The organism is Micromonospora sp. ATA51 (genome assembly GCF_016802855.1).
In the GTDB taxonomy this organism is placed as follows: domain Bacteria; phylum Actinomycetota; class Actinomycetes; order Mycobacteriales; family Micromonosporaceae; genus Micromonospora; species Micromonospora sicca.
Window position 1 is genome coordinate 1 of sequence record NZ_JAEVHJ010000484.1, and the last position, 3,459, is coordinate 3,459.

4 protein-coding genes are annotated in these 3,459 nt (G+C 70.9%); 1 reads left to right on the plus strand and 3 read right to left on the minus strand.

The annotated features are described in order from the left end of the window. Positions 1 to 255: 255 nt before the first annotated feature. On the plus strand, positions 256 to 519 hold the full coding sequence (locus tag JNW87_RS36370) for a hypothetical protein (RefSeq protein ID WP_109803467.1): 264 nt from the start codon (positions 256 to 258) through the stop codon (positions 517 to 519). Positions 520 to 567: 48 nt separating this feature from the next. On the opposite strand, the gene sucD is transcribed toward JNW87_RS36370, so the two are convergent. From sucD to JNW87_RS36385, 3 genes are all read right to left on the minus strand, one after another. After that, positions 568 to 1,455 carry a succinate--CoA ligase subunit alpha gene (sucD, locus tag JNW87_RS36375; RefSeq protein ID WP_109803466.1) on the minus strand — a complete coding sequence of 296 codons (888 nt, stop codon included), beginning with the start codon at positions 1,453 to 1,455 and terminating at the stop codon, positions 568 to 570. Between the two features lie 2 nt (positions 1,456 to 1,457). Further along, positions 1,458 to 2,636, minus strand: a complete 1,179-nt coding sequence (sucC, locus tag JNW87_RS36380) for an ADP-forming succinate--CoA ligase subunit beta (RefSeq protein WP_109803465.1) — start codon at positions 2,634 to 2,636, stop codon at positions 1,458 to 1,460. Positions 2,637 to 2,816: 180 nt separating this feature from the next. After that, on the minus strand, positions 2,817 to 3,459 hold a 643-nt coding region (locus tag JNW87_RS36385; protein ID WP_238455269.1), incomplete at its 5' end, for a hypothetical protein.

Sequence of the window (3,459 nt, forward strand, 5' to 3'; positions counted from 1 at the left end):
ACCCGGGACGCCGGCCGGGCACGGCCCGGCGGCCGGGTGTCGGCGGCGACTCCGGCGGCGGGGCGGCGGGGCTGGTCAGGGGTGACGGGTGACATCGGCTCTACTCTGGCATGCCGCACGAGCGGCGGCAGTCCGATACCGCCCCGGAAGGGCGGCGAGTTCCGTGATCCACCGGCTTCCCGACCTCGATCCGGTTTAGCCTCGGCCCAGGACGCGACCCTTTCCTGTCGCGGCACCAACCGCTCGGAGGAAGCCGTGAACGCTCCGTATCCGCCGCCGCCACCGCCGCCGGCCGCCGGCCGGGACCGCACCACCCTCTGGGGCGTACTGGGCATCGTCCTCGGCCTGATCTGCTGCGGCATCCTCGGCATCGTCTTCGGCTGGCTGTCGATCCGGGACGCGAAGCGGTTCGGCAAGTCACCCGTGCTCGGCTACCTGGCCATCGCGTTCGGCGTGATCAACATCATCGGCAGCGCGATCTGGCGGGCCAGCGGCCGCGACCTGTACTGGTACAGGTGAGGGGGCCGACCGCTGCCGGTCGACCCCCTCCACCACGTCACGTACGGCTCAGCCGGCGGACATGATCTCCCGCATCAGCTTGGCGGTCTCGGTCGGGGTCTTGCCGACCTTCACGCCGACGGCCTCGAGGGCCTCCTTCTTCGCCTCGGCGGTGCCCGCCGAGCCGGAGATGATCGCGCCGGCGTGACCCATGGTCTTGCCGGGCGGCGCGGTGAAGCCGGCGATGTAGCCGACCACCGGCTTGGTGACGTTGGCCTTGATGAACTCGGCGGCCCGCTCCTCGGCGTCGCCACCGATCTCACCGATCATCACGATGGCGTCGGTCTCCGGGTCGGCCTCGAACGCGGCCAGGGCGTCGATGTGGGTGGTCCCGATGATCGGGTCGCCGCCGATGCCGACGCAGGTCGAGAAGCCGATGTCGCGCAGCTCGTACATCATCTGGTAGGTCAGCGTGCCGCTCTTGCTGACCAGGCCGATCCGGCCGGTGCCGGTGATGTCGGCCGGGATGATGCCGGCGTTGGAGGCGCCCGGCGAGGCGATGCCCGGGCAGTTCGGCCCGATGATCCGGGTCCGCTCGCCCTTGGCCACGTTGTACGCCCAGAAGGCGGCGGTGTCGTGCACCGGGACGCCCTCGGTGATCACCACGGCCAGGTCGATGCCGGCGTCGATCGCCTCGACGACCGCGCCCTTGGTGAACTGCGGCGGCACGAAGATGACCGTGACGTCGGCCCCGGTCTCCTTCATGGCGTCCGCGACGGACGCGAAGACCGGCAGCTCGGTGCCGTCGAAGTCGACCGTCTGGCCCGCCTTGCGCGGGTTGACGCCGCCCACCACGTTGGTGCCGGCGGCGAGCATCCGCCGGGTGTGCTTGGAACCCTCGGAACCGGTCATCCCCTGCACGATGACCTTGGAGTCCTTGGTCAGCCAGATAGCCATGATCAGACCCCCGCAGCTGCCAGCTCGGCGGCCCGCTCGGCCGCGCCGTCCATGGTGTCCACCCGCTGCACGAGCGGGTTGTTCGCGCCGTCGAGGATCGCCCGACCGGCCTCGGCGTTGTTGCCGTCGAGGCGGACGACGAGCGGCTTGGTGACCTTCTCGCCCCGCTGCTCGAGCAGCCCCAGCGCCTGGATGATGCCGTTGGCGACCTCGTCGCAGGCGGTGATGCCACCGAAGACGTTCACGAAGACGCTCTTCACCGACGGGTCGGAGAGGACGATCTCGAGGCCGTTCGCCATCACCGCGGCGCTCGCGCCACCGCCGATGTCGAGGAAGTTCGCCGGCTTGACGCCGCCGTGCCGCTCACCGGCGTACGCGACCACGTCGAGGGTGGACATGACCAGACCCGCGCCGTTGCCGATGATGCCGACCTCGCCGTCGAGCTTGACGTAGTTGAGGTCCTTCTCCTTGGCGGCCTGCTCCAGCGGGTCCACCGAGGCCTGGTCGACCAGGGCCTCGTGGTCCGGGTGCCGGAACGCGGCGTTCTCGTCGAGGGTGACCTTGGCGTCGAGCAGCAGCACCTTGCCGTCCGCGTTCTTCGCCAGCGGGTTCACCTCGACCAGCGTGGCGTCCTCGGCGACGAACGCCTGCCACAGCTTGACCGCGATGTCGACGACCTGGTCGGCGACCTCGGCCGGGAAGCCGGCGGCGCTCACGATCTCGCGGGCCTTCGCCTCGTCGACGCCGGTGTTGGCGTCGATCGGGGCCTTGACCACCTTCTCCGGAGTCTCCGCGGCGACCTGCTCGATGTCCATGCCGCCGGCGACGCTGGCGATGCAGAGGAAGGTGCGGTTCGCCCGGTCCAGCAGGTACGAGAAGTAGTACTCCTCGGCCACGTCCGCGGTCACCGTGATCATGACCTTGTGGACCGTGTGACCCTTGATGTCCATGCCGAGGATGTCGGTGGCGCGGGCCACCGTCTCCTCCGCGCCCTCGGCCAGCTTGACGCCGCCGGCCTTGCCTCGGCCGCCGACCTTCACCTGCGCCTTGACGACCACCCGACCGCCGAGGCGTTCGGCGATCGCGCGGGCCTCCTCCGGGGTAGTGGCGACGCCGCCGGCGAGCACGGGCAACCCGTGCCGCTCGAACAGGTCCCGCCCCTGGTACTCGTACAGGTCCACGATTGCGCGTCCCGTCCCGTCTCCGCGGCGCGCCGTCGCGCCGCCACCAGCGTTGGAAAATCAGTTTGACGCCTGTCATCAGATGAGACAGGTCATTTGCCGCAGCCTAACGAGATGGGAACCGGGGGCAACCGAGCGGGTGCGGGGTGTGCGGTAATGCACAGCCGCCGGCCCGACCGGTCAGGCCACCCGGCAGCGGCCGGCCGAGTAGCGGACCACCACCGCCATGATCTCCTGCTCCGACCGGTCGGCGAAGTTGACCGTGGCGGTGAACCCGGTGCCGAAGAAGGCCTGCTGCATTCCCGCGTCGAGCGCGGTGAAGGCACCCAGGTCACCGCCGGCCCGCGGGTCGCGCGCCCGCACGCAGAGCATCTTCTCCAGCCCCCAGCGCCGCCGGTAGATCTGGTCGATCGCCTCCCACGGCAGCCAGATCGCCTGCCCCCTGGTCGGCCGGGTCTTGATCCAGAGTCCGGCCGGGCCGACCGCGAGCACCGGACCGCCGGACGAGACCAGCCAGAGCTGGAGGCCGACCACCAGGGCGAAGAAGAACATGATCAGCGGTACGGCGAGCAGGATCTCCGCGCCGCCGTTCTCCGACGACGCCGCCAGCCCAATCGGGCAGGCGATCACCAGCCCGATCAGCAGGGTGAGGCCGCCCAGGGCCAGCCCCCGCTTGCGCAGGCTGGGCCGGGCGACGAACGGCTGGTCCTCCGGGATCCGCTTCGCCCGTCGCGCCGCCGGCGGCTGCCAGGGCGGCGGCAACTGCGCCGGCCCGCCCGGATACCCCTGCGCGCGGCCCCGGACCAACCGCCGCCCGACCCAC

Excerpts from the sequence above, each read along its gene's own strand:
- sucD (WP_109803466.1), bottom strand. The coding sequence starts at position 1,455 with ATGGCTATCTGGCTGACCAAGGACTCCAAGGTCATCGTGCAGGGGATG.